Here is a 25,220-nt window from a genome sequence, read left to right on the forward strand (position 1 = left end):
CCGTGCGCGCTGACCTTGGGTGTCGCGCTGCCCGTGAGGCCCGGAGTATCCGGCGTATCCGGCGTATCCGGTGCCTCCGGGAGGAGGGGTGGTCATCTGGCGTTCTCCTTATGGGTGTTGCCGTGAGTCGTCGATCGGGCCCGCGGTGTCGGCCCCGCGGGCGTGGGGTGGTCCTGGTCATGCGACGGGCGATGAGGTCCGCCCGGTCGCGGGGTGCGCGGTGGTCAGGGCGCACTCCCTGCGGTGCCGTCGGCGCTCGCGTGGGCGGAGGCCCGGGTCAGCGTGCGGGTGGCGTGGACGAGCAGGGTCAGGGCCGCGGCGCCGCAGGCGAACCCGGGGACGGCGCCCGCGCCCATCGCGTCGACGGCTGCCTCGACGGGTGCGCCCAGGGCGTCGCAGCCGGGCAGCCGTCCGGCGAAGACGGACGCGACGGCCAGCGCTTCGACGGCGGCGGCGGATCCGAGTACGACGGACGGGGCGTGTGTGCGCCCGTGGACGGTGAGGAGGCGGGCGAGCAGCAGCAGGACGCCGAGGGTGCCTGCTCCGGCGTAGTCCATGTCCTGGTCGAGTGCGGCCCCGGACAGACCGAGCAGGGCGGCCAGGACGAGGGCGAACAGGGCGACGGCGCCGAGGAGCAACGGCCGTACGGACATGGCGAATTCGGCGAGTCCACGGCTGGTGGCGAGACGGCGGCGGGCTCCCGTGGCGTAGAGCCGGGCGCACCAGGCGGCGGGGGCCACGGCAACGGCGAGCGCGAGAAGGGGGGCGGTGTCCGGGGACCAGGATTCGTCGGGGCCACCGGCCAGGGCGGCGTTCAGCAGGCCGTCGCCGAGCAGGGCGTAGACGAGCAGCCACCACACCCACAGGCGGGTGGCGGGGGCGGGCGGTCCGTCGCCCGCGCGCAGCGGGCCGTGGCGCAGGGGCGTGCGCAGGGCAGCGGCGACGGCGAGTGCTCCGCCGGTGCCGACGGCCAGTTGGGCGGTGCCGTTCGGCGCGGCGGCGAGGGCGAGCAGGCTCAGGGCGCAGACGGCGCCCGGCAACAGTGCGAGCCCCGCCCAGGCGCCACGCACTCCGGTCTCGGGGGCCGGGGGCGCGACCACGGGCTCATCCGGTTCGCCGTTGCGCGGCACACGGGCGTACATCTCCTCTGCGAGCGAGAAGACGTCCTTGTGGCGGAAGCGGGCCGCAGTGCGGTCCGTCACGCCACGGGCCTCGAGCCCGGCGGCGATCTCCAGCGGGTCGACGGCTCGCTCGCACAGGTCGCGGTGCCGGTGCATCAGGACCTTGACGGGGTCGGCGCCCGAACGGCGGTTGGGAGAAGGGGGGTTGGAAGCACGGGAGTTGGAAGTACGGGCGTTGGGGATGCGGAGGGTGGTGGCGGCGCGCTCGGCAGGCCCCTGGCCCGGGGTCGCGCGCCCTGCGGCCGGACTCCCGGCGCTCGCCGACCCCTTGGCGGCACGGCCTGTGGCGGCGCGATCCGTGGCAGCACGGCCTGCGACGGAGGCGCCCGCGACCAGAGCACCCGCGGCGGGGGCGCCAAAAGCCCGCGCTACATCACGCACCGCTTCACCATCGTCCGCTACGCCATCGCCCGCTTCACCATCGCCCGCATCCTCCGGGTCACTCCCGAAGGGACCTCCAAGGGGATCCCCCAGAGCGCCCTCGGCCTTCCACGCTCCGGGTTCGCGCAGCAGTTCCTCATCGGAGTCGCCGGACAAGTCACGGTCGAAATCCGCCTGTTCATCGGCCAGGGGGAACTCCAGCGCCTGCGCCGACCCGGCGCCCCACGCGCCGGCACTCACCGGCACCCGGGGCACGTCCGCCCCGCCGCCGGACCTGCGTCCCGTACCGTCACGCCCGCTCATGCGTCACCCTCCCCACAGCCCTGCACCACTCCGGCCAGCTGCTCCCGCTCGCCACCGCCGGCCCGCTCGCCGCCGCCGGCCCGCTCGCCACCGCTGCCGCGCCGGCCACCGCTGCCGCCCTCATCGCTCCTGTCACTGCTCTCACTGCTCTCGCTGCTCTCACTGCTGCCACTGCCGTCCGCGGCCCAACTCGGCGTCCCGATAGCAGCGGAGCGGCCGGCGAGCCATGAGCCGCCGATGCCGCCGGTGGTCGCGGCCGTCCACCGCCCCGGCACATGGGCCTCGGGCGGATGGGAGAACGGGCGGGGTTCACCGGCGCCGTCGACGTCCTCCCGGCGGACCGGGCAGTGCGAGACGATCTCCAGGTAAATGCCGCGAAATGCCGCGACGTTCTGTTCGACGGTGAACAGCTCGAGGGCCCGCGCACGAGCCGCGGCACCGAGCCGCTCACGGCGCTCCGGGTCGCGCAGCAGGGCCACGCACGCCTCGGCGAGCGCGCGCGGGTTGCGCGGCGGGACGACGAGCCCGGTGCCGCCGATGACCTCGACGACTGCTCCGACGTCGGTGGACACCGTCGCGCGCCCGCAGAACATGGCCTCGACCAGGCTGATCGGGAAGCCCTCGACGACGCTGGACAGGACGACGACACTGCCCGAGCCGTAGACGGCGGCGAGATCGGGGGCCTCGGGCCCGCCGAGCTCCTCGAAGGAGACCGGGTTCTCGCCGACGGCGTGGATCCCCTCGGCCTCGTCGGGGAAGAGCTGCGCGGCCAGGGCCTTGCAGTGCCCGAGATAGACCTCGGCCTCCCGATCACCCCCCGATCCAGAACCAGCACCGGACCCAGAACCAGCACCGGACCCACCAGCACCGGCTCCACCAGAACCGGACCCGCCAGAACCCGCTCCACCAGAACCGGACCCGGCCCCCGCAGGCAACGCCCCCACGATCCGCAACCGCGCCTTCGGCTCCTCCTTGCGGATCTCGGCGAAGGCGTGCAGCAGGGAGATGAGGTCCTTGGACGGATCGATCCGCCCGACCCAGACGAGGGTGTCCGGCTCCCCCGGCTCCTCGCGCTCGCCGACCTCGGCGAACCGCGTGGCCTCCATGCCGGGGTGGACGGTGCGCAGCTTGGCACGGTCGGCGCCGCACCGCTCCTGCCAGCGCCGCGCGTGCGCGTTGCCCGGCGTGATCACGGCGGCCTGCCGGTAGACCTCGGCGGCGAGCAGCCCGTGGAAGGAAGCGAGGAGCGCGCGCACCGGCGCGCTCAACTCGGCGTCGCCCGCGGCGATGTAGCGGGCGCGCAGCTGGACCCCGTACTCGGTGACGAGCAACGGGACGCCGAAGAACCGCTTGGCGATCAGCCCTGGCAGGGCCGCCGCCCCGCCCGACGTCGCGTGGCACAGGTCGACGGAGCCGAGCCCGCCTCCTCCCTGGAACCCGTCGCCACCGGAAGCGTCTTCGTACCAGTCCAGCGACAGGGGGCGCAGTGCGCGCTCCACCTGTCCCGCGAAGGTGAGCAGATCGGGCACGCGGGCGGCGCGGGCACCGCGCAGGGCGCCGGGCGCGCGACAGGCGCGCTCCAGGATGCGCACGGCGGCCTCGGAGCGGAGCGAGGGGCCCAACGCGCCCTCGTCGCGCGCGAGTTCGGCGAGTCCGTACAGTGCCGCGGCGAAACGGTCCGCCTCCGCCCCGGACTCGCTCCCCTCGTAGCCGGACCCGAGGACGACGGCCGCCGCCAACTCCTCGTACAGCGAGGCGAACAGGCGCCGCGCCCGGCGCCCGAGTCCGCCGCCGCGGACCGCGCCCTCACCGCCAAAGCCCCCGGAGGCGGCTGGCCCTCCAGTCCACAGGGGCGCGGTCCGCACCCGGCTGACCTGCGGGGGCAGTTCGAGCCAGCCCGCGTCCTCCTGCTCCTGGCTGCGGCTGAGCGCGTAGACGTCGAACTCGTGCTGCTCGAGCCCGCGCACGAGCCGGTCGCACCAGAGTCTGGCCTCACCGCTCACATACGGATAGCCACCCTCGGTCAGCAGTCCGATGCGCACGCTTACACCCCCGATCTCCCTTGTGGGGAGCCGCCGTTGACCCGGCGGCTCGCAGCGGGACGAACGTATGCGGACATGCCGGTGGCGCGATGGACGGTTGTCCATCGCGCCACCAAAAGGGGTGAACGGTCGTAACTTTCCCGTGCGCGTGACGTTCTGTCGCGCTAAGAGATCAAACCGCTACGGAAAGCTACGGAGTGTCAACCCTTGGGATAGACCCAGGGGTTGGGCTTGCACGTGATCCCGCCGAAGGTCAGGAACTTGGTCTGCTGCTGCATGACGGGCGCGAGGGCCCCGTCCTGCGAGCAGGTCACGTGGTTGTAGCCGAGCCGGTGGCCGACCTCGTGGTTGATGAGCATCTGCCGGTACGGGTGCATGGAGCGGTCGCCGAGCACGTCGTCGTACGTCTTCGAGCCCTGCGCCCAGCGATAGGCGTTGATCATCACGCGGTCGGTGGCGGCCGAGTCGCACGACACGTTGTCCTCGGTCGTGTCGAGGCCCGACATCTTGCACCACTTGGCCGTGGTGCCCGGGCTGGCCAGCGTGATCACGAACTGCGGCTTGCCCGAGGAGATCCGCTCGAAGGTGCGCGCGCCGTCGTGCGCCCAGCTCCGGTTGTCGTTCAGGGTCTTCTGCACCGCCTGGGCGAACAGCTCACCGTCGAGGCCGAGCCCCTTCTCCACGTCGATGCGGTAGCGGATCTTCTCCCCGCGCCCGGGCGCCTTCTCGAACCCGGGGATCGCCTCGAACTTCCCCGAGGCCTGCAGCTTCTCGGCCAGCGGGTACTTCTTGCTCATCTTCTGCTCGTACGTCGCCGGGGCGGCCTGGGCCGTCTGCGACGGGGTGGCCCGGTCGTCCGAGCGGGAGGCCGCGTCGCCGTCGGCGCGCGCTCCATCGGCGGACTGTGCGTGCACATCGCCGGAGGAGCCGCTGCCCCCGTCGGTGACCTGCCCGGCGACGATCACGGCGAGCACGGTGGTGACCGCCGCGGCGGCGATGCCCGTGAAGGTCAGCCCCTTGCCGCGCTTGCCGCCGCCCTGCGCCGGGGGCGCCTCGGCGGAAGCGGGCGGCGCCTCGTCGTCCCAGTCGGAGACAGCGGCGTACGGATCATCGCCCGCGCCCCCGCCGAAGGCGTCGACGTACTCCTGCCGCGGCCTCGGCCGCGGGACCAACGGCGGTCCGGCCTGCGCCGTGAAGCCGCGCCCGTCGCTCCCGGAACGATCACTCCTGGAACGGTCGCTCCCGGAGTAGTCGCTCGCGGAACGGCCGGAGCCCCCGGGCTCGCCCCAGCCGCCGCCCGGTTCGCGCTGCTCGGGGTGACCGCCGCGGACGGGCGGCACCCCGGGGCGCGCGGACGTGTGCCCGGGCGCGGCCGCGGCCGTGCGGCGCCTGCGTCCCGTCCCCGGGCCCGGGTGCGCGGGTCCGGCGGCGACGGGTGCTACGGGTATGTCGGCGGTATCGCCGTTGTCTGCCGGTCCTCGGCGGCTGTGCCGTCCCACTGGCCGCCTCAGCTCCCCAGCTCGGTACTGCTCGGGGCACTCGCGTGCGTCGCCCCGAGATCGTTCTGTCCCTTCAACGTCGCGGTGTCGGCGAGGAGTTCCCGCACCGCCGTCGCGACCGTCTCCGGGTACTCCATCATCGCCACGTGCCCCGCGTCGGGCAGCGTGAGCAGGCGCGAGTCACGGAAGGTGCGCGCCGCACGCGCCGCCATCCGGTACGAGACCAGCAGATCGCGCCCTCCGTAGACGAGCAGCGTCGGCGCGAGCACCCGCTCGGCCTGCCGCCACAGTCCGTGCTGGCCGCCCAGCGTGTACGCGTTCACGACACCGCGCGCGGAGCGGGCCATCGCGTCCCAGAAGTACGGCAGCTGGAGGCGGCGCTCCATCTCCTCCACGGCCGCACCGAAGCCCTCGGGCGTGACCCGGCGCGGGTCCCCGTAGCAAAGGGCCGTGACGCCGCGCACCCGCTGTTCCGCCGTCCACTCCTTCGTCAGCCGCGTGAAGAGCGCGGCGACGCCGGGCACGGCGAGCAGTCCGGTGGGCAGTGCGGTGCGCTGCACCCGGATCTCGGGCAGCGCGGGCGAGACCAGCGTGAGCGTCCGGACGAGGTCGGGGCGCACGGCGGCGACGCGGGTGGTGACGGCACCGCCCAGCGAGTTCCCGACGAGATGGACGGGGCCGCGGCGCTGGGCGTCGAGGTAGCGGATGACGGCGCGGGCGTGGCCCGTCACCGAGTAGTCGCCGTCGTCCGGTGGCGGCGAGTCGCCGAAGCCGGGCAGGTCTAGGGCCTCGCCGTCCACACTGTCCTCGAGCAGCGGCATCAGCGCCGACCAGTTCTGCGAGGAGCCGCCGAGCCCGTGGACGTACAGGGCGGGCGGCAGCCCTTCGCGCGTGCCGGGGCGCGACCGGATCGTCAGGGTGAGGCCGGGCAGACCGACCGATCGCAGCCGCTCGCCCTCCGCGACCCGGACCGTCCCGGGCTTGGGCACCACGGAGGCAACGGCGGCGGGCACGCGCGGCGACTCGGTCGAAGACATGCCGCATATGTTACGAGACGATCACGCAGGGGATCGTGTGTTCGCCATCACAGACAGCACATAGCTCTACCCAAAGCTCGGCGGTCCCTACCGTCGGCCGCCGGATCCGCGACCGTCAGTGCCCGCATCGCGACCGTCGGTCCGTCCATCACGACCGTAGGTCCCCACATCACGCGTCCACATCACGCGTCTACAAAGAGATCGCATAGCGCCCCGATCGGGTGTCTCCTACGCTCGATATCAGGGCACCCGTGCTATCAGGGCGCCCGCCCCGCAGGAACAGGTGAGGAAGGGAGCCGTCGATGTCGGTCGACCCGAGCGACCCCGAGACCTTCACGGACCGCAGCACTCCGGAGTTCGACGTGGAAGCCCCGGAGGCGGACACCGCCGAGCAGCTCACGGAACTCGCCCCGGCACAGGACGACGTACCGGAGGAGTCCGCCGATCCGGACGGCGCGAACGAGGCGGACCGTGCCGAACAGGCACGCGTGGTCGCGCTCGACGAGGACGACTATCGGTGAGGACTTCGCAGAACGGCACGACAGTATGCGCCGCTTTGCGAGCGTAGGGGCGCTACGTGCGGCTTTCACAGCCGTCCGGTACGTGAAATTCTGCGCTCGCACCGCGCACATCCCGGTTACCCAAAAGTACGATGACGGCGCGGCGCACACCGCAGCACACGGACGATCTTGGGAGGCGGCGTGACAGCCATCGAGCAGACGGAGGCAGCGCGCCCCAAGGGCACGCGCCTGCCGCGCCGGGCCCGACGCAATCAACTCCTGGGCGCCGCCCAGGAAGTGTTTGTCGCGCAGGGGTACCACGCGGCCGCGATGGACGACATCGCCGAGCGCGCCGGCGTCAGCAAGCCGGTGCTCTACCAGCACTTCCCGGGCAAGCTCGAGCTCTACCTGGCCCTGCTCGACCAGCACTGCGAGTCCCTGCTCCAGTCGGTCCGCACGGCGCTCGCCTCCACGTCGGACAACAAGCAGCGCGTGCAGGCGACCATGGACGCCTACTTCGCGTACGTGCAGGACGAGGGCGGCGCGTTCCGCCTGGTCTTCGAGTCGGACCTGACGAACGAGCCGGCGGTGCGCGAGCGCGTCGACCGGGTCAGCCTGCAGTGCGCCGAGGCGATCTCGGACGTGATCGCCGAGGACACCGGGCTGTCCAAGGACGAGTCGATGCTGCTGGCCGTCGCCCTCGGCGGCGTCTCGCAGGTCGTGGCGCGCTACTGGCTGTCCAGCGAGAGCCCCGTACCCCGCGACAAGGCGGTACAGCTGCTCACCTCGCTGGCCTGGCGGGGCATCGCCGGATTCCCGCTGCACGGCGCGGACCAGCACTGAGTTGCACTGACCCCCTGCTGAGCCCCCTGCTGAGTCCACTGTTTTCACTTTGTTCCCGGCCGTTGTTCGCTCTTGGCGTGCAGCCGGGACGCCGGGAGCCTCGTCTCACCGGGCTAATCTGTGCTGCGTACGGCGCGCGGTCGTCCGCGCACATCACGGATCGTCGGAGGGACAAGGCCGTGGAGGTCAAGATCGGCGTGCTGCACACGCCCCGCGAGATCGTTCTGGAGAGCGGCCAGTCCGCCGAGGAGGTCGAGAGCGCGGTGTCCGAGGCGCTGTCCGGCAAGTCGCAGCTGCTCTCCCTGACGGACGAGAAGGGCCGCAAGGTCCTGGTCCCGGCCGAGCGCCTCGCTTACGTGGAGATCGGTGAGCCTGCGGTGCGCAAGGTGGGCTTCGGCCCGCTGTAGCAGCGCGCGAGCACCGCGAGAGAGAACGACGAGGACCTGACGGCACACTGCCGTCAGGTCCTCGTCGCTTTTCACAGCGCGAACACAGCCCACACCTACGAGGAGGGTTGCGTTCCGGGTGCCACGGGTAGACCGGCTACGACCGATTTGCCCCACTGGCCGCGCGGGAGGGACCCACACCATGCTTCTTGAAGCGCTCGGATCCGCACTGCTCGGTCTGGCCCTGGCGCTGGCCGCGGGCCACCGCCTGCCGCACCGTCTGCCGTCGCGCACGCTCGTGCTGCCGACCGGGATCGCGGGCGGCCTGTTCGGAGCGTTCGTCACGCACAGCGCGCTCGGACCCGGCCATGTGCTCGCCACCCTCGCGGGAGCGCTCGTGATGGCCGTGGCCCTGCTGTCGCTGCTGCTGCGCCCCACCCGGGGCAGAGCCCGTCAGCTGAGCCCCTACGCGTAGCGGCGGGGTCAGGCCGCGAGGCCCAGCGCCGCCATCCGCTTGGTGTGCGCCTCGGTGATCCGCGAGAACATCCGGCCGACCTCGGCCAGGTCGAAGCCGTCGGCGACGCCGCCGACCAGCATCGTGGAGAGCGCATCGCGGTCCGCGACCACCCGCTGCGACTGGGACAGGGCCTCGCCCATCAGGCGTCGCGCCCACAGCGCGAGCCGGCCGCCCACGCGCGGGTCGGCCTCGATGGCGGCCCGCACCTTCTCCACGGCGAACGACGCGTGGCCCGTGTCGTCGAGCACGCCGAGCACGAGGGACCGGGTGTCCGAGTCGAGCCGGGCCGCGACCTCGCGGTAGAAGTCGGACGCGATCGAGTCGCCGACGTACGCCTTGACCAGGCCCTCCAGCCAGTCCGACGGCGCGGTCTGCTTGTGGAAGCCGTCGAGGGCGGCGACGAAGGGGTCCATCGCATCGGTCGGCTCCGCACCGACCGCCGAGAGCCGGTCGCGCAGCTGCTCGAAGTGGTGGAACTCGGCGGAGGCCATCTTCGCCAGCTCCGCCTTGTCGGCCAGCGTCGGCGCCAGCTTGGCGTCCTCCGCGAGCCGTTCGAACGCCGCCAGCTCCCCGTACGCGAGCGCGCCGAGCAGGTCGACGACCGCGGCACGGTAGTTCGGGTCCTCGGACGCGGTGGCCCAGTCCTGGGCGGCGATTCCGGTCGCGGCGGGGGTCTCTTCGGCGGACGGCGTGGCGTTGTCAGGCGTCTCCATGAAGCGCACAATAGCCCGCTGGCCGCCGCCCGGAAGTCCCTGGTCAAGGAGTGTGACGACGGCTACGTGACCAATTCGGCCATCGCACATGCACGTTTCCGGGGTATGGTGGTAAAGAGCCCGCCGAGTGCAAGCCTGATTACTGGTGCTTGCGCGTACTAGCGACGGGCCTCACGAATGAGGATGCCCGGTCGGTGGCCCGATCGGCTCCGACCCGACAGCCCTCCGGCTCGTACGTCAGGCGACGTACGCACGAGGAGGGGCCCCCTCAGCGGCACGAGCGCTCGAGCGTCGGCAGTGGTCCCGCGCCACCCGGTCCCCCCGCAGCAGCGGATCGAGACCGGCGTACCAAAGGCACGGCACTGGCACGGTCAAGACCCCCGCGTTCGCCTCGCACCGCACCTCACAGAAGAGGCAACACCCTGACTACGCAACAGACTTCGACGTTCCGTCAGCTCGGGATCCTCCCCGAGACCGCCGAAGCCCTCGAGGCCGTCGGCATCATCACCCCCTTCCCGATCCAGGAGATGACCCTCCCCGTCGCCCTCTCCGGCACGGACGTCATCGGCCAGGCGAAGACCGGCACGGGCAAGACCCTCGGTTTCGGCCTGCCGCTCCTGGAGCGCGTCACCGTCCCCGCGGACGTCGAGGCGGGCCGGGCCAAGCCCGAGCAGCTGACCGACGCCCCGCAGGCCCTCGTCGTCGTCCCGACGCGCGAGCTGTGCCAGCAGGTGACCAATGACCTCCTGACCGCCGGCAAGGTGCGCAATGTGCGCGTCCTCGCCATATATGGCGGTCGCGCCTACGAGCCGCAGGTCGAGGCCCTCAAGAAGGGCGTCGACGTCATCGTCGGCACCCCGGGCCGCCTGCTCGACCTGGCCGGTCAGAAGAAGCTCAACCTCTCGCACGTGAAGGCGCTCGTCCTCGACGAGGCCGACGAGATGCTCGACCTGGGCTTCCTGCCCGACGTCGAGAAGATCATCAACATGCTTCCGGCGAAGCGCCAGACGATGCTGTTCTCGGCGACCATGCCGGGCGCCGTCATCGGCCTCGCCCGTCGCTACATGTCGCAGCCCACGCACATCCGCGCCACCGCGCCGGACGACGAGGGCGCGACCGTGGCGAACATCGCGCAGCACGTGTACCGCGCGCACAACATGGACAAGCCCGAGATGGTCTCGCGCATCCTGCAGGCCGACGGCCGCGGGCTCGCGATGATCTTCTGCCGCACCAAGCGCACGGCCGCGGACATCGCCGAGCAGCTGCACAAGCGCGGCTTCGCGTCCGGCGCGGTCCACGGCGACCTCGGCCAGGGTGCGCGCGAGCAGGCGCTGCGCGCGTTCCGCAACGGCAAGGTCGACGTGCTGGTGTGCACCGACGTCGCCGCGCGCGGCATCGACGTCGAGGGCGTCACGCACGTCATCAACTACCAGTCCCCCGAGGACGAGAAGACCTACCTGCACCGCATCGGCCGCACCGGCCGCGCGGGCAAGAAGGGCATCGCGATCACGCTGGTCGACTGGGACGACATCCCGCGCTGGCAGCTGATCAACAAGGCCCTCGAGCTGAACTTCAACGACCCGGTCGAGACGTACTCGTCCTCGCCGCACCTCTACGAAGAGCTCAGCATCCCGGCCGGCACCAAGGGTGTGCTGCCGCGTTCGGAGCGTACGCGCGCCGGGCTCGAGGCCGAGGAGATCGAGGACCTGGGCGAGACCGGTGGCCGTGGCGGCCGTTCCGAGCGCGGTGGCCGTGGCGGCCGCCCCTCGCACGACCGCGACCGCGGTCACGGTCGTGACCGTGACCGTGACAGCGAGCGTGGCCGTGACAGCGAGCGTGACAGCGAGCGGTCCGCTCGGACGCCGCGCCGCCGTCGCCGCACGCGCAACGGCGAGCCGGTGGCCGCCGCCCCGGAGGCGACCGCCACCCAGGCCGCTCCCGTCACGCCGGTCGCCGAGGACGCCTCGGAGCCGCGGACGCCGCGCCGTCGTCGCCGTACGCGCAATGGCGCGCAGGCCGCTCCCGCCGCCGAGGCCGTGGCCGTCGTCGAGACGGCCGAGACCGTGGTCGCGCCCGTCGTCGTCGAGACGGTCGAGGCCGAGGCCCCGGCCAAGCCCCGTCGTCGTACGCGCAAGAAGGCCGAGGCCGCCGTCGACACGGTCGAGGTCGTCGAGGCCGAGGTGCCCGCGCCCCGCCGTCGTACGCGCAAGAAGGCGGAGGCCGTCGTCGAGACGGTCGAGGCCGTCGCGCCCGTGGCGGAGGCCGTCGAGGCCGAGGCCCCGGTCGTCAAGCCGCGTCGTACGCGCAAGAAGGCGGAGCCGGTCGTCGAGGCCGCTGCCGAGGTCGTCGTCGAGGCGGCGCCGAAGAAGCGTGCCCCGCGCAAGAAGGCCGCCGAGGCCGTCGTCGACACGGTGGAGGCCGTCGAGGCGAAGCCGAAGCGGACCCGCAAGAAGGCGGAGCCGGTCGTGGACGCCGCTGCCGAGGTCGTCGTCGAGGCGGCGCCGAAGAAGCGTGCCCCGCGCAAGAAGGCCGCCGAGGCCGTCGTCGACACCGCCGAGGCCGTCGAGGCCGCGCCGAAGAAGCGCGCCCCGCGCAAGAAGGCCGCCGCCGCTCCGGTCGAGGCGCCCGCCGCCGAGGCCAAGCCGAAGCGGACGCGCAAGAAGGCCGTGGCCCCCGAGGCCTGACGGACGGCATCGAGAGCACTGCATGACGAAGGCCCGGGTCCCCGCCCCTGAGCGCGGGGCCCGGGCCTTCGTCATGGCCCGCTCGAGGCGCACGTCACCCGGGGCACGTAATCTCGCGGCATGAGCAGGCCGCCGACCTTCGTACCGCCGCCCCCCACCCGCGCGCACCTCCTGCGCACCGCCAGGGGCGACTTCGCCACGCTCGTCGGGGAGCCCGCGTCCGGGCCCGTACGGGGGACGGCGCTGCTGCTGCCGGGGTTCACCGGCAGCAAGGAGGACTTCATCGCGCTGCACGTCCCGCTCGGCGCGGCCGGTTATCGCACGGTCAGTGTCGACGGCCGCGGCCAGTACGAGTCGACGGGCCCCAAGGACGACGAACTCCCCTACGCTCAGGCCGAGTTGGCGCAGGACGTGCTCGCCCAGGCCGCCGCGCTCGAGACCCCGAAGGTGCATCTGCTGGGGCATTCGCTCGGCGGTCTCGTCGCCCGCGCCGCGGTGCTCGCCGACCCGGCGCCGTTCGCCTCGCTGACCCTGATGGCGTCCGGACCCGCCGCGGTCAGCGAGCCCCAGCAGCAGCGCGCGAAGCTGCTCGGGGACGCGCTCGCCGCGCTCGACATGGCGCAGGTCTGGGAGGCCATCCAGGCGCTGGAACCGCCCGAGGACCTCGCCGACGGACGCGACGACGGGGAGGACCTGCGGCGCCGCTGGATGAGCAACAGCCCGGCCCAACTCATCGCCACCGGACGGCAGTTGTGCTCCGAGCCGGACCGGGTCGACGAGCTGGCCGCGCTCGCGCTGCCGATGCACGTGCTGTCCGGGGAGCGGGACGAGGCCTGGCCGGTGCCGTGGCTCGACGAGATGGCGCTGCGCCTGAAGGCCGAGCGGACGGTGATCGCCGGGGCGGAGCACTCCCCCAACACCGACCGCCCGGTCGAGACGGCGGCCGCCCTGACCGCGTTCTGGGACCGCCACCCGGCCTGAGGCACGAGCCCCGGACGCCCTGGATCCCGTGGACCCTGCAGATCCTGTGGACCCTGCAGATCCCGTGGACCCTAGATCTGGAACTGCGTCTGCAGGTGCCCCCAGAACCCGTCCCGCAGCGCCCGCCGCAGATCCGACTGGCCGCGCAGCGAGTACTGGAGCATGCGCTCGGCCTCGACCAGCAGGTCCTGGTCGACCGGGCCCGGCAGGTAGGGGTGGCCGGGCAGCACCTCGGCGAGCGACTCGCGGCCGCGCTCCCCGAGCCACTGCGCCGCGATCCGCGCCCCGACGAAGCGGACCTGCTCGCGGGTGGGGCGCGGCGCGTCCGTGGTCTCGTACGACGACGCGACGGCGCTGCGGGACACGTACGGCTTGAAGAAGTCGAGGTCGAGGGTGCGCTGGCTGTCGACCTCCCACAGGAGCGGCTCGGCCTGGTTGCGGCCCTCGGGGGCCTCGATGCCCCACAGGTGGACGCGGGCGCCGTAGCCCTGGGCCGCCTCGACGGCGGAGACCAGGTCCTCGTCGCCGCCGAGCAGGGCCGCGTCGCTGATGGCGCGGTGCCGGGCGAGGGACTCCAGGTCGGTCCTGATCAGGGAGTCGACACCCTTCTGCTGGTTGTTGGCGTTGAGGTTGCCGAGGCGGACCTTGACGTCGGGCAGTTCGGCGATGGACTGCTGCTCGGTGGTGTGGATGCGACGGCGCGCACCGTCGTACCAGTAGACGCGCAGCAGCCGGCTGTCCGCGAAGATCGTGCGGGCCTTGTCGATCAGCGCGTCGATGAGTCCTTCGGCGTCCAGGTCGAAGGCGCGCCGGTCCTCGGTCCCCGCGACCAGGCGGCCCGCCGCCGCGTACAGATACCCCGCGTCCACGAAGATCGCGTGCGTCGACGGGGTCTTGGCGACCTCCGCGAGCATCCGTCTGAGCAGGTCGTTCGTGAGGTCGAGGCGGGTGGTGATGGCGTCCGGAGGGCTGTCGTCGTTCATTGCCGCCCATTGTCCCGGGCGTCACGCCACGTGCACAACCGATCGCGCTACTCGCGAGTAATTAGGTTCTCGAAAAATTTCTTTAGCGTAGGGAATGTTTGCCGGGGTCAACCCGTTGACCCATACAGAACGCGGGGCACTTTAGTCACGCAATCCACTCTTAACGGTCAGGCAACCGCCTGGTCGTACGGCGGGAGCAGACTCTGTATCCCGCACCAGTAGTTCTCCTTCAGGAGGATCACCAGACGAAGGGAGAAGCCCATGCGCTTCGAAATCATGCGACTCGACGACGTCGACGGCACCGCCGTGGACACCACCGTCGTGGACGCCGCCTCCGTCAACCGGATCGTTCAGCAGGCCGCCGCCATCGGGCAGCGCCTCTACATCCGCCCGGCAGAGTCGTCCGCCTCGTAACGGCGTCGTCGACTACACACTTCGAAGCCCCCGTACGCACACTGCGTACGGGGGCTTCGCGTGTCTGAGCGTGTCTGAGCGTGTCTGCGAGAAGCGATCTCAGTTGCTCTGGATCACCTGGGTCACGCCGTTGATGATCTGCTGCACGGCGATCGCCGAGAGCATCATGCCCGCGAGCCGGGTCACCAGGACCACACCGCCGTCCTTGATGATGCGGATGATCACCAGCGAGTAGCGCATCACCAGCCACAGGACCACGTGGATCGCGATGATCGCCGACCAGACCGAGACCTGCGTCGCGAACGAGTCCGCCTTCTGGACGGCGAGGATGACCGAGACGATCGCGCCGGGCCCGGCGAGCAGCGGCATGCCGAGCGGTACGAGGGCGACGTTCACGTCCTTCGTCTGCTTGGGCTCGTCGGTCTTGCCGGTGAGCAGGTCCAGCGCGATCAGCAGGAGCAGCAGACCGCCCGCGATCATCAGGGCGGGCACGGAGACGTGCAGGTAGTCGAGGATCTGGTGGCCCAGCAGACCGAAGACGGCGATGACACCGAAGGCGACGCAGACGGCCTGGAAGGCCATGCGCTTCTGGACCTTGGCGGGGCGGCCCGCGGTGAGGGCGAGGAAGATCGGGGTGATTCCGGGGGGATCCATAATCACAAAAAGCGTGAGAAAAAGGGATCCGAAGACGGCGACGTCGAACACAGTGGGGGCTTGCCTTGCAGAAGAGGGTGAGCGGAGAAGGGCGTACGGGTGTCAGGCGCGGTGTCCGCCGGCGCCCGGCACGGGGAAGGCTCCCGTGGCGCGGCGCGTGATCTCCCCGTAGACCTCGGGGTCGGTCGTGTACTCGCCGAGCACACAGGTCTTGCGGCTGCCGTGGTAGTCCGAGGAGCCGGTGGTGAGCAGGCCGACGTCGGCGGCGAGGCCGCGCAGGCGGTCCCGGGTCGCCGGGTCGTGGTCCATGTGGTCGACCTCGATGCCGTCGAGACCGGCCGCGGCCAGTTCGGCGATGGCCGACTCGGGGATGGTGCGGCCGCGCTTGGCGGCGGCCGGGTGTGCGAAGACGGTGACCCCGCCCGCGGCCTTGACCAGGCGGATCGCCTCGAAGGGGTCGGTCTCGTGCTTGGGGACGTACGCGCGGGCGCCGTCCGCCAGCCACTCCTGCGTGAAGGCGTCGGAGACCGTGGGCACGACGCCGAGCTCGACGAGCGCGGAGGCGATGTGCGGGCGGCCCACCGAGCCGTCACCGGCGATCCGGGCGACCTGGTCCCAGGTGACGGGGACCCCGAGGCCGTTCAGCCGGGCGATCATGCCCTTGGCGCGCGGGACCCGGTCGTCACGGACGAGCTCGCGCTCGGCGAGCAGGTCCGGCTCCTCCGGGTCGAAGAGGTAGGCCAGCAGGTGCATGCTGACGCCGTCGAGGCGGCAGGAGAGTTCGGCGCCGGTGACGAGGGTCAGGCCTTCGGGAAGCGCGGCGATCGCCTGGGCGTGCCCGCGCGTGGAGTCGTGGTCGGTGAGGGCCACGACGTCCAGACCGGCAGCGGCGGCATTGCGCACCAGCTCGGCCGGGCTGTCCGTGCCGTCGGAAGCGGTGGAGTGGGTGTGCAGGTCGATGCGCACGGCTGCGTACTCCAGGCTCGGACGGGCTGCCGACGGGTGGAAGCGGACCACCGACGGGCAGCTGCGGACTGCCGACGGGCAGCAGGGGACGCTCCAGGATAACGGGGATTCCGCGCGCCCCCGTCACCGGTGAACCGCTCCACGACCCCTTACCGTGACGCCGCCTACTGCAGGATCCGCGGCGACAGCGCCCCGCACGGCAGCAGATCGACCTCCGCGCCCGCGTCCCGCAGGTCGGTGAGCACCAGCTCGTCGTACATCAGCAGCCCGGACTGCTCCGGCCACACGATGGCCCAGAGCCACAGGCCGCGCGCCTCCCCCGCGAAGACGGCACGGTCGTCGGGGGCACCCGAGACGTGCCACAGCGGGGTGGGCCGCCCGGCCGCGAGCACCTTGGCATGGGGCGGGCCCGCGACGTCCATGTACGGGCCCGGGTCGGGTCCGTCGATGCCCGCGTAGCGCGCACCGAGTCCGACACCCAACTCCTCGGCGACGAGCACCAGTTCACCGATGCCGCCGAGCGGTCCCGGGCCCGAGCAGGCGACGGCGGTGGCGCGGCCGCCGTGCCGGTCGTCCCCGGCGTTGGCCACGCCCGTGAACAGCCAGCCGACGGGCAGCGGCCACGGCATCCACACGGGCACGTGCGCGCGGTGCACCACGACGCTGAGAGCCTCGACGCTGGGCGGGATCACGGGTTGCAGCGGATGCACGGTCCCGTGCACATCGCACTGCCAGGAGTCGGCAAAGAGGCCGGGAGCCCTGACCCGGCCACCACACTTCGGGCAACTGGGTTCGCCCCTCATAGGGCCCCACGGTCCTCCCCGTCCCGCGCCCCGTCAAGGACGATCACCCGTCCGGAGTGCGCCGCGCCCCGCGTCCGCCCCGGACCCGGCCCGGGTCCGACCTGGGAAAATAGATGTAGCTTGCATTATTTAGCCCAGCTAACTTAATATGTGCATACGCCAACGATCCAGCTCGACCAAGGAGCGCCCGGTATGAGCCACAGCAGTACAGGAGGTCCCGCCGAGGGAACCGCGGAAGGGGACACGTTCGACGCAGGTGCCGGCAGCATCCTGCGTCAGCCGAAGGCGGTCTGGGCGACCGCCGGGGCATCCGTCGTCGCCTTCATGGGCATCGGGCTCGTCGACCCGATCCTGCCCTCGATCGCCAAGGGCCTCGAGGCGACGCCCAGCCAGGTCTCCCTGCTCTTCACCTCGTACTTCCTGATCACCGCGATCGCGATGCTGGTGACCGGGTTCGTCTCCAGCCGCATCGGCGGCAAGAAGACGCTCCTCGTCGGGCTCGCGCTCGTCGTGGTCTTCGCCGCGCTCGCCGGCACCTCCGGGTCCGTCGGTGAGCTGGTCGGCTTCCGCGCGGGCTGGGGCCTCGGCAACGCGCTGTTCGTGTCGACCGCCCTCGCCGTCATCGTCGGCGCCGCGGCCGGTGGCAGCGCCGCCGCGATCCTGCTGTACGAGTCCGCGCTCGGCCTCGGCATGGCGTGCGGGCCGCTGGTCGGCGCCCTGCTCGGCAACGCCAGCTGGCGCTACCCGTTCTTCGGCACCGCGGCCCTGATGGCCATCGGGTTCCTCTGCATCACGGTGTTCCTGAAGGAGCAGCCGAAGCCCGCGCGGAAGACGTCGGTCCTCGACCCGATCAAGGCACTTGGGCACGGTGGGCTCGCGTCCGCCGCCGTCTCCGCCTTCTTCTACAACTACACGTTCTTCACGATCCTGGCCTTCACCCCGTTCGTGCTGAACATGACCCCGTACAAGTCGGGCGCCGTCTTCTTCGCCTGGGGTGTGCTGCTCGCGCTGTTCTCGGTGGTCGTGGCGCCGCGGATGCAGGCGCGGTTCGGCTCGCTGAAGGTGCTCGGCGGCTCGCTGGTCCTGCTCGCCGCGGACGTCCTCGTCCTCGGGTACGGCAGCCACACCGCGGCCATCGTCTGCACGATCCTGTCCGGCGCCTTCATCGGCGTGAACAACACGGTGTACACGGAGCTGGCGCTCGGCGTCTCCGACGCACCGCGGCCGGTGGCGAGCGCCGGGTACAACTTCGTGCGGTGGTTCGCCGCCGCGGCCGCCCCCTACTTCGCGCCGAAGATCGAGGAGTGGAGCAACATCCACATCCCGTTCGTGGTCGCCGCGGTGACGGCCGTGCTCGGCGCGGTCGTGGTGTGGGTCCGCAGGAACGCGCTCACCCACGAGGCCGAAGAGCTTCAGCCGCAGCACGCCACCGAGGACGGCGTCACCGTCTTCGCCAACTGAGAGCGACTGGAGCAACCGGAACTACTGCAGCCACCTGAGCCCCGGGCTCAGTCCAGGGACACGGACCTGCGCAGCGGATCGCGCAGGTCCGTTCCGCTGCCCAGCCACTTCTCCTGCAGCGCGGCCGCGCCGTGCACCCGCTTCCACGCCGCCTCGTTCTGCGTCATCGGCAGCAGCGGCAGGAAACGTACGGGGTCATAGGGCTCGTCGAGCTCCAGGTCCGCCACGAGCCCGCCCGGCTCCGCCACCAGTACGGAGGTGAACGGGGCGCCCGGCCACAGCACTTCACCGACGTCCAGCGAGGCACCGGGCGCGACGACGACGCCCTCGACCTGGGGGGACGCGGCCAGTACGGCCAGCGGGCGCAGCACCTTGTCGGTGTCGGCGAGGCCGGTGCGGACCGTCAGGACCAGCTCGGCGCGCGGGCCCTTGACCGGGTCGGCGAGCGCCGCGGTGGGGTCGGACATCGGGGACGCGGACATGCCGAGGGTCGCGTAACGGACCACTCCTTGGGAGGCGTCGCTGAAGCGCAGCACCTCGATGCGGTCCGTACCCAGGAACGTGACCGCCGCGCGCGCGTCCGGTTCACCGAGCGCCGTACGCAGTCGGGCCTCGACCAACGCTAGAACTTCTGCCATCCCGCGAGCATAGAACTCGCATGCAACGGGTAAAGACGGGGCTTGCCTCTTCAGTCGGCTGATAGTCTTGGCCGCTGGTCGGGATGGTACGCAGTGCGTATCCACCGAAGGCCCTCGAAGAGCCTTCGAAGAACCGACCCACTCACGTCCCCCACGGGGGACCGGCCGGAGGAGGTGGGGCTCATGGATCGAAGTCGACCGTGCAGTACCACCCGTTCTTCCGGCCTCTAGGCCCGCACTCCCTCAAGCAGTCAGCAGTCGTCTGCTTCTCGGGCTGCCCGCGTAATACCGGAAGAGCGCTTCGTTTCCGCCTGATCTTTCCGATCGTCCAGATCTGAATCAGCAAGCGAAGCCGCCCTCAGCGTCGGTGCGGTGCTCTCCGCTTTGTGGACGTGCAGCATGTCCCGGTTTCCGGTTGGCCAGGACGTCCTCATTCCGGGTAGTTCCGAAGTTCCGTTCGCCGCGGCGCGGCTCCCGCCCGCGAAGGAGCCTGCCCATGTCGATGATTCGCGACCTGCGAGCCGCCGTCCGTCCCTCCCTGCGCAAGAGCGTGGCCCCGTACGAGAACGAGGCCCGGGCGTCGTACGACGCGACCCGCGACCCCTCGGCCTGCTCGGCCGTCGTGGACTGCGCCGTCTACCGCGACGGAGCCCGCGCCGACTCCTCCGAGTGCCTCACGCCGCGCGAGGCGCGCCTCCAGGTGCGCCGCGACGGGGGGTTCGCCTGGATCGGCCTGCACGAGCCGACCGAGGCCGAATTCGCCGTGATCGCCGCCGAGTTCGGGCTGCACCCGCTCGCCGTCGAGGACGCGGTGCACGCGCACCAGCGGCCCAAGCTGGAGCGCTACGACGACACGCTGTTCACCGTCTTCAAGACCATCCACTACGTCGAGCACGCCGAACTCACCGCCACCAGCGAGGTCGTGGAGACCGGCGAGGTGATGTGCTTCACCGGGCGGGACTTCTTCATCACCGTCCGGCACGGCGGCCAGGGCTCGCTGCGGGCCCTCCGCCACCGCCTGCAGGACGACCCGGAGCTGCTCGCCAAGGGGCCCAGCGCCGTGCTGCACGCCATCGCGGACCACGTCGTCGACGGCTACCTGGCCGTGGCCGACGCGATGCAGGACGACATCGACGAGGTCGAGACCGATGTCTTCTCGCAGACCGGCAAGGGCGCCCCGCGCGGCTCCGACGCCGGCCGCATCTACCAACTCAAGCGCGAGGTCCTGGAGTTCAAGCGCGCCGTCGCCCCGCTGCGCCGCCCGCTGCAGCTGCTGAGCGAGCGGCCGATGCGGCTGATCGACCCGGACATCCAGAAGTACTTCCGTGACGTCGCCGACCACCTGGAGCGCGTCCAGGAGCAGGTCATCGGCTTCGACGAGCTCCTCAACTCGATCCTCCAGGCCAATCTCGCGCAGGCGTCCGTCGCCCAGAACGAGGACATGCGCAAGATCACCTCGTGGGCCGCGATCGTCGCCGTCCCGACCATGGTGTGCGGCGTCTACGGCATGAACTTCGACCACATGCCGGAGCTGCACTGGCGGTTCGGCTACCCGTTCGTCCTCGGCGTCACCGTCGTCGCCTGTTTCGCCATCCACCGCACCCTCAAGCGCAACGGATGGCTGTAGCTACGCTTGCCGCATGACGACTGCTGAACTGCTCGACGGCGCCCTCGTCGAGGAGGCCACGAAGAAGTCCGGGCTGATCTGGGTGCGGGGCGCCTGTGGCGTGGAGCGGGCCCTGTGGCACGTATGGCACGAGGGCGCCGCGCACGTGCTCGGCGACGGGCCCGGCGAGCAGCCCCTGCCGGGTCTCTCCGAGGGGGACACGGCCGTGGTCACCGTCCGCAGCAAGGACAAGGGCGGGCGGCTCGTCGGCTGGCAGGCGAAGGTCGTGGAGCTCGGCGCCGGTACGCAGGCCTGGGAGGCGGCGGTCGGCGAGCTGAAGGGGAAGCGGCTGAACGCGCCCGATGCGGAGAGCATGACGGAGCGGTGGGCCCGCGAGTGCCGGGTGCTCCGCCTGGAGCCGGTTCAGGGGCCGGGGCTCGTTGCCGCTTCGGGTGGGTCACTGGCCGCCGCGCCTGTGGCATCGCCGGCCACCACGCGCGGAGAGATTCCTGCGGGGCTGCCCCGTCTCTTGGCTCGGCGGAAGAAGCGCTGACGCCACGGGGCTTTGCCCCGGTACCCCAGTCCTCAATCGCCGGACGGGCTTGATCTGGCCGAAACGGGCTTGATTTGTTACGACGCCGGTAGTGCCTTGCCGTAGTCGACCGTGTCGTCCACGTCCGGCTCCTGCAAGGTGAACGTACGCCCCCAGTCCGTCAGTTGGAGCGTTCCCGCGCCGCCCGCGCGTTCCAGACGCATGGGGTACGGGGTGCCCTCCAGGGAGACGTCGAGCGTGCCGCCCGCCCCGTCGTCGCCGGTGAGGCCGATCGTGCGAACGCCGCCGGACGAGCCGTGGTCGCCCTTGTCGAGGCTGCCGTGCAGCGTGAGCAGGCCGTCGAGCAGGACGTCCTTGTCGGTGAACGTGCTGAGCCGCTGGTACGCCGGATCACCCGTCGGCACCTTCACGTACTTGCCGTCGAGCTTGTCCGCGGCCGCGCCGTCCCCGTGACCGCTCCCGCTCTTGGCCTCGTCCGAGTGCGTCCAGAAGTCGGCGTCCGCCTTGAGGTACAGGTGCGTGCCGACCCGCAGCAGCCGGAACGTGCTGCTGCCCGAGGTCACCGAGCCCGAGCCACCCTCGTCCTTGAGCCGCATGTCGAGCTTGTACGTCTTGCCGCCGCTGACCACGGTGCCCGCGACGTGCACCGCGTCCGCGCCCTGCGCCGCCTTGACCGTACGGCTCTGGATCCCCGCGGGGTCGAGCTTGCCGACCCCGTTCGTGCCCGCGTCCGGGTCGTCCGTGCCGCATCCCGCGAGCCCGGCCGCGAGCCCCGTGCACAGGGCGCCGGTCATGAGCGTGCGGCGGGTACGGCGGTCCAGGGGAAGTGCAGGCACCGGGGGGACTACCTCTCGTACGGCAGCTACGTCTACGTCGTCAGCAGTAGGGCAGCGTACCGCTGTCATCTGCGGGGACCCGTCCCCGGTCCCGGTGGCCGCAGCGCAAAGGCGTGTTCGACGGGGAACGGATAGCCTGATCCCCGGATTGCTCGTATTTCCGGATGGATCCGGACCAAAGGGAGACGGGAGAGGGCATGGCTGCAGTCGCACCGCGGGTCTTCGTCTCCCACCTCGCCGGTGTCGCGGTCTTCGATCCGAACGGGGACCAGGTCGGGCGCGTCCGCGACCTCGTCGCCATGCTGCGCGTGGGCCGGCGCCCGCCGCGGCTGCTCGGGCTCGTCGTCGAGCTGTCCACGCGCCGCCGCATCTTCCTGCCGATGACCCGGGTCACCGGCATCGAGTCGGGCCAGGTCATCACGACGGGCGTGCTCAACGTCCGGCGTTTCGAGCAGCGCCCCACCGAGCGCCTCGTCATCGGCGAGATGCTCGACCGGCGCGTGCGGCTCGTGGACGGCGGCGAGGAGGTCACCGTGCTCGACGTCTCCGTCCAGCAGCTGCCCGCCCGCCGCGACTGGGAGATCGACCGCGTCTTCGTACGGAAGGGCAAGGGCGGAGCCTTCCGGCGGAACAAGGGGGAGACGCTCACCGTCGACTGGTCGGCCGTCGACGGGTTCTCGCTCGAGGAACACGGGCAGGGCGCCGAGAACCTGCTCGCCACGTTCGAGCAGCTGCGCCCGGCCGACCTCGCGAACGTGCTGCACCACCTCTCCGCCAAGCGGCGGGCCGAGGTCGCGGCGGCCCTGACGAACGAGCGGCTCGCCGACGTCCTCGAGGAGCTGCCCGAGGACGACCAGATCGAGATCCTCGGCAAGCTGCAGGAGGAGCGCGCCGCCGACGTCCTGGAGGAGATGGACCCGGACGACGCCGCCGACCTGCTCAGCGAGCTGCCGGAGGAGGACAAGGAGCGCCTCCTCGCGCTGATGCAGCCGAGCGACGCGGCCGACGTGCGGCGCCTGATGGCGTACGAGGAGAAGACCGCGGGCGGGCTCATGACGACCGAGCCGATCGTGCTGCGGCCCGACGCGACGGTCGCCGACGCCCTGGCCCGCGTACGCAATCCCGACCTGTCGCCCGCGCTCGCCGCGCAGGTGTACGTGTGCCGGCCGCCGGACGAGACGCCGACCGGCAAGTACCTGGGCACCATCCACTTCCAGCGGCTGCTGCGCGATCCGCCGTACACGATGGTCAGCTCGATCCTCGACGAGGACCTGCAGGCGCTCGCCCCGGACGCCCAACTCCCGGAGATCGCCGGGTTCTTCGCGACGTACGACATGGTGGCCGCGCCCGTCGTCGACGAGTCCGGCTCGCTGCTCGGCGCCGTGACCGTGGACGACGTACTGGACCACATGCTCCCCGACGACTGGCGCGAGCAGGAGTTCCATCTGGGCGAGGCGGTGGGCCGTGCCGACTGACGAGACCCCGAGCCGGCCCCGCATCCGGCTCGACCAGCCGCGCGCGCCCCGCCGCAAGTTCCTGCCGGACTACGACCCCGAGGCGTTCGGACGGATGTCGGAGCGCATCGCGCGCTTCCTGGGCACCGGCCGGTTCATCGTCTGGATGACGGTGATCATCATCGCGTGGGTCGCCTGGAACGTGGCCGCGCCCGATCACCTGCGCTTCGACAACTACCCGTTCATCTTCCTGACCCTGATGCTGTCGCTGCAGGCGTCCTACGCCGCTCCGCTGATCCTGCTCGCGCAGAACCGGCAGGACGACCGCGACCGCGTCAACCTCGAGCAGGACCGCAAGCAGAACGAGCGGTCGATCGCCGACACCGAGTATCTGAGCCGGGAGGTGGCCGCCCTGCGGATCGGTCTCGGCGAGGTCGCCACCCGCGACTGGATCCGGTCCGAACTGCAGGACCTCCTCAAAGAGCTGGAGGAACAACAGCGGTCGGGCGGGTCCGGCGTATTCCCGGCCGAGCGCGAGCGCGGACGTGATGTAGACGACCGGTGACGGGGCTTTCCGAGCCCCGGTTACCGCGCCGTACTATCGGACCTATGGCTACGGAAGACGCGGTGCGCGAGGCGCTCGCGACAGTGAACGACCCCGAGATCCAGCGGCCCATCACCGAACTGGGGATGGTCAAATCGGTGGACATCGGTGCGGACGGCACCGTCGCGGTCACCGTGTACCTGACCGTCTCGGGCTGCCCGATGCGCTCGACGATCGAGAACAACGTGCGGGACGCGGTCCTGCGCGTCGACGGCGTGACCGACGTCCAGGTCACCCTCGACGTGATGAGCGACGAGCAGCGCAAGGAGCTGGCCGCGGCGCTGCGCGGTGGCACCGCCGAGCGCGAGGTCCCGTTCGCCAAGCCCGGCTCGCTGACCCGCGTGTACGCGGTCGCGTCCGGCAAGGGCGGCGTCGGCAAGTCCTCCGTGACCGTGAACCTGGCGGCGGCGCTCGCCGCCGACGGCCTGAAGGTCGGCGTCGTCGACGCGGACATCTACGGCCACTCGGTGCCGCGCATGCTGGGCGCCGACGGCAAGCCCACCCAGGTCGAGAACATGATCATGCCGCCGTCCGCGAACGGCGTGAAGGTCATCTCCATCGGCATGTTCACACCGGGCAACGCTCCGGTGGTGTGGCGCGGCCCGATGCTGCACCGCGCGCTGCAGCAGTTCCTGGCCGATGTCTTCTGGGGCGACCTCGACGTCCTGCTGCTCGACCTGCCGCCGGGGACCGGCGACATCGCCATCTCCGTCGCACAGCTCGTGCCGAACGCCGAGATCCTCGTCGTCACCACGCCGCAGCAGGCCGCGGCCGAGGTCGCCGAGCGGGCCGGTTCGATCGCCGTCCAGACCCACCAGAAGATCGTGGGCGTCGTCGAGAACATGTCCGGTCTGCCCTGCCCGCACTGCGGCGAGATGGTCGACGTGTTCGGCACCGGTGGCGGTCGGATGGTGGCCGAGGGGCTGACGAAGACGACGGGTGCGAACGTGCCGGTCCTCGGCTCGATCCCGATCGACGTCCGGCTGCGCGAGGGCGGCGACGAGGGCAAGCCGGTGGTGCTCACCGACCCCGACTCCCCCGCGGGCTCGGCCCTGCGCGCGATCGCGGGCAAGCTGGGCGGGCGCCAGCGCGGACTTTCGGGCATGTCGCTCGGCATCACCCCGCGCAACAAGTTCTGAGCACACGGAAGCGGGCCGCCCCGAAGGAGGGACGGCCCGCTT

At 71.5% G+C, this 25,220-nt stretch carries 23 protein-coding genes and 1 pseudogene; 13 read left to right on the top strand and 11 right to left on the bottom strand.

From position 1 onward, the window contains the following. Nucleotides 1-224 precede the first annotated feature (224 nt). From ACIBUY_RS17360 to ACIBUY_RS17375, 4 genes are all read right to left on the bottom strand, one after another. Nucleotides 225-1,562, bottom strand: a complete 1,338-nt coding sequence (locus ACIBUY_RS17360) for a hypothetical protein (RefSeq protein WP_399152959.1) — start codon at nucleotides 1,560-1,562, stop codon at nucleotides 225-227. A gap of 299 nt (nucleotides 1,563-1,861) precedes the next feature. Next, nucleotides 1,862-3,907: a DUF3492 domain-containing protein gene (locus tag ACIBUY_RS17365; RefSeq protein ID WP_399152960.1), complete on the bottom strand. Its 2,046-nt coding sequence runs from the start codon at nucleotides 3,905-3,907 to the stop codon at nucleotides 1,862-1,864. Nucleotides 3,908-4,107: 200 nt separating this feature from the next. Next, a complete protein-coding gene (locus ACIBUY_RS17370) occupies nucleotides 4,108-5,406 on the bottom strand; it encodes a DUF3152 domain-containing protein (protein ID WP_399152961.1) in 1,299 nt (432 codons plus the stop codon). Nucleotides 5,407-5,414: 8 nt separating this feature from the next. Continuing rightward, entirely contained in the window at nucleotides 5,415-6,443 is a 1,029-nt protein-coding gene (locus ACIBUY_RS17375) for an alpha/beta hydrolase (protein WP_365568742.1), read from the bottom strand. A gap of 302 nt (nucleotides 6,444-6,745) precedes the next feature. Between ACIBUY_RS17375 and ACIBUY_RS17380 the strand changes: the two genes are divergently transcribed. The 4 genes from ACIBUY_RS17380 (at nucleotide 6,746) to ACIBUY_RS17395 (ending at nucleotide 8,647) form a co-directional block, all read left to right on the top strand. After that, nucleotides 6,746-6,964: a hypothetical protein gene (locus ACIBUY_RS17380; protein WP_365568744.1), complete on the top strand. Its 219-nt coding sequence runs from the start codon at nucleotides 6,746-6,748 to the stop codon at nucleotides 6,962-6,964. A gap of 180 nt (nucleotides 6,965-7,144) precedes the next feature. Beyond that, a complete protein-coding gene (locus ACIBUY_RS17385) occupies nucleotides 7,145-7,786 on the top strand; it encodes a TetR/AcrR family transcriptional regulator (protein ID WP_365568747.1) in 642 nt (213 codons plus the stop codon). Nucleotides 7,787-7,965: 179 nt separating this feature from the next. Beyond that, a complete protein-coding gene (locus tag ACIBUY_RS17390; protein ID WP_365568750.1) occupies nucleotides 7,966-8,193 on the top strand; it encodes a DUF3107 domain-containing protein in 228 nt (75 codons plus the stop codon). 181 nt (nucleotides 8,194-8,374) lie between these two features. Further along, complete coding sequence (locus ACIBUY_RS17395; protein WP_365568753.1) at nucleotides 8,375-8,647, top strand: hypothetical protein; 273 nt, start codon at nucleotides 8,375-8,377, stop codon at nucleotides 8,645-8,647. 8 nt (nucleotides 8,648-8,655) lie between these two features. Here the strand turns inward: ACIBUY_RS17395 and ACIBUY_RS17400 are convergent, their stop codons facing one another. Continuing rightward, entirely contained in the window at nucleotides 8,656-9,402 is a 747-nt protein-coding gene (locus ACIBUY_RS17400) for a ferritin-like fold-containing protein (protein WP_365568756.1), read from the bottom strand. Between the two features lie 376 nt (nucleotides 9,403-9,778). On the opposite strand from ACIBUY_RS17400, the pseudogene ACIBUY_RS17405 reads away from it, so the two are divergent. Next, nucleotides 9,779-12,077 (top strand): annotated as a pseudogene (locus ACIBUY_RS17405) (DEAD/DEAH box helicase); the annotation flags it as partial. 129 nt (nucleotides 12,078-12,206) lie between these two features. Next, nucleotides 12,207-13,067 carry an alpha/beta fold hydrolase gene (locus ACIBUY_RS17410; protein WP_399152962.1) on the top strand — a complete coding sequence of 287 codons (861 nt, stop codon included), beginning with the start codon at nucleotides 12,207-12,209 and terminating at the stop codon, nucleotides 13,065-13,067. Nucleotides 13,068-13,138: 71 nt separating this feature from the next. Here the strand turns inward: ACIBUY_RS17410 and ACIBUY_RS17415 are convergent, their stop codons facing one another. Beyond that, the gene (locus tag ACIBUY_RS17415) at nucleotides 13,139-14,050 is read right to left on the bottom strand and encodes an NYN domain-containing protein (protein WP_399152963.1); all 912 of its coding nucleotides are present in this window, start codon (nucleotides 14,048-14,050) and stop codon (nucleotides 13,139-13,141) included. Between the two features lie 261 nt (nucleotides 14,051-14,311). Here ACIBUY_RS17415 and ACIBUY_RS17420 point away from each other — a divergent pair, with 261 nt between their 5' ends. Next, the gene (locus tag ACIBUY_RS17420; protein ID WP_181512666.1) at nucleotides 14,312-14,464 is read left to right on the top strand and encodes a hypothetical protein; all 153 of its coding nucleotides are present in this window, start codon (nucleotides 14,312-14,314) and stop codon (nucleotides 14,462-14,464) included. A gap of 99 nt (nucleotides 14,465-14,563) precedes the next feature. On the opposite strand, the gene ACIBUY_RS17425 is transcribed toward ACIBUY_RS17420, so the two are convergent. From ACIBUY_RS17425 to ACIBUY_RS17435, 3 genes are all read right to left on the bottom strand, one after another. After that, nucleotides 14,564-15,169: a MarC family protein gene (locus ACIBUY_RS17425; RefSeq protein WP_365568768.1), complete on the bottom strand. Its 606-nt coding sequence runs from the start codon at nucleotides 15,167-15,169 to the stop codon at nucleotides 14,564-14,566. A gap of 51 nt (nucleotides 15,170-15,220) precedes the next feature. Next, nucleotides 15,221-16,084, bottom strand: coding sequence for a PHP domain-containing protein (locus ACIBUY_RS17430; protein WP_365568771.1), 864 nt, complete (start codon nucleotides 16,082-16,084; stop codon nucleotides 15,221-15,223). 164 nt (nucleotides 16,085-16,248) lie between these two features. Continuing rightward, on the bottom strand, nucleotides 16,249-16,887 hold the full coding sequence (locus tag ACIBUY_RS17435; protein WP_365568774.1) for a DUF6758 family protein: 639 nt from the start codon (nucleotides 16,885-16,887) through the stop codon (nucleotides 16,249-16,251). 192 nt (nucleotides 16,888-17,079) lie between these two features. On the opposite strand from ACIBUY_RS17435, the gene ACIBUY_RS17440 reads away from it, so the two are divergent. Then, nucleotides 17,080-18,348, top strand: coding sequence for an MFS transporter (locus ACIBUY_RS17440; protein WP_365568777.1), 1,269 nt, complete (start codon nucleotides 17,080-17,082; stop codon nucleotides 18,346-18,348). A 47-nt stretch (nucleotides 18,349-18,395) separates the two neighbouring features. On the opposite strand, the gene ACIBUY_RS17445 is transcribed toward ACIBUY_RS17440, so the two are convergent. Further along, nucleotides 18,396-18,986 carry a suppressor of fused domain protein gene (locus tag ACIBUY_RS17445; RefSeq protein ID WP_365568780.1) on the bottom strand — a complete coding sequence of 197 codons (591 nt, stop codon included), beginning with the start codon at nucleotides 18,984-18,986 and terminating at the stop codon, nucleotides 18,396-18,398. A gap of 496 nt (nucleotides 18,987-19,482) precedes the next feature. Here ACIBUY_RS17445 and ACIBUY_RS17450 point away from each other — a divergent pair, with 496 nt between their 5' ends. After that, entirely contained in the window at nucleotides 19,483-20,613 is a 1,131-nt protein-coding gene (locus tag ACIBUY_RS17450; RefSeq protein WP_365568783.1) for a magnesium and cobalt transport protein CorA, read from the top strand. Between the two features lie 13 nt (nucleotides 20,614-20,626). Beyond that, nucleotides 20,627-21,145, top strand: coding sequence for a hypothetical protein (locus ACIBUY_RS17455; protein ID WP_399152964.1), 519 nt, complete (start codon nucleotides 20,627-20,629; stop codon nucleotides 21,143-21,145). Between the two features lie 77 nt (nucleotides 21,146-21,222). Here the strand turns inward: ACIBUY_RS17455 and ACIBUY_RS17460 are convergent, their stop codons facing one another. Beyond that, nucleotides 21,223-21,939: a hypothetical protein gene (locus ACIBUY_RS17460; protein WP_365569087.1), complete on the bottom strand. Its 717-nt coding sequence runs from the start codon at nucleotides 21,937-21,939 to the stop codon at nucleotides 21,223-21,225. 239 nt (nucleotides 21,940-22,178) lie between these two features. Between ACIBUY_RS17460 and ACIBUY_RS17465 the strand changes: the two genes are divergently transcribed. Genes ACIBUY_RS17465 through ACIBUY_RS17475 form a run of 3 tightly spaced genes read left to right on the top strand, consistent with a single transcriptional unit; the run spans nucleotide 22,179 to nucleotide 25,178 of the window. Continuing rightward, entirely contained in the window at nucleotides 22,179-23,456 is a 1,278-nt protein-coding gene (locus ACIBUY_RS17465) for a magnesium transporter MgtE N-terminal domain-containing protein (protein WP_399152965.1), read from the top strand. Continuing rightward, nucleotides 23,446-24,000 (top strand): DUF1003 domain-containing protein, encoded by a 555-nt coding sequence (locus tag ACIBUY_RS17470; RefSeq protein ID WP_365568792.1) that lies wholly within the window; start codon nucleotides 23,446-23,448, stop codon nucleotides 23,998-24,000. Before ACIBUY_RS17465 ends, ACIBUY_RS17470 begins: the two co-directional genes overlap by 11 nt. A gap of 44 nt (nucleotides 24,001-24,044) precedes the next feature. Then, entirely contained in the window at nucleotides 24,045-25,178 is a 1,134-nt protein-coding gene (locus ACIBUY_RS17475) for an Mrp/NBP35 family ATP-binding protein (RefSeq protein ID WP_365568795.1), read from the top strand. The last annotated feature ends 42 nt before the right edge of the window (nucleotides 25,179-25,220 follow it).

It is taken from the genome of Streptomyces sp. NPDC050085, assembly GCF_044460595.1.
Lineage (GTDB): Bacteria > Actinomycetota > Actinomycetes > Streptomycetales > Streptomycetaceae > Streptomyces.